At 59.8% G+C, this 246-nt stretch carries 1 protein-coding gene; it reads left to right on the top strand.

Going from position 1 to position 246, the window contains the following annotated elements:
- Positions 1–246: hypothetical protein (locus ACLJNW_RS27625; RefSeq protein WP_410961761.1), on the top strand; the 246-nt coding region annotated here is incomplete at both ends.

Genomic DNA, 246 nt, shown 5'->3' with positions numbered 1-246 from the left:
ATACTGACCGGTGCCTTCACCAGCAAGCAATAGACCGCGCCCTGCAGATCACCGGCACCATAGCCAACCCAAAGCAGCATGCTCACGCGCTTGCGGCCATCGCCTCGGAGATGGCTCAACGGCCGGAGCTGATTGAACGCGCTTTGGATATCACCAACACCATCCGTGATCCTGGCTGGCAGGCGGTGGGATTAGCGACCATCGCGAAAGTGAGTGAGCGGCGCGAGCTGATCGAACGAGCAATAC

The sequence above is a fragment of the Salmonella sp. SAL4457 genome, from assembly GCF_046548235.1.
GTDB lineage: Bacteria > Pseudomonadota > Gammaproteobacteria > Enterobacterales > Enterobacteriaceae > Salmonella > Salmonella enterica.
Note: the sequence above shows the minus strand (reverse complement) of the source record. Positions and strands in the feature narration are given on the sequence as shown.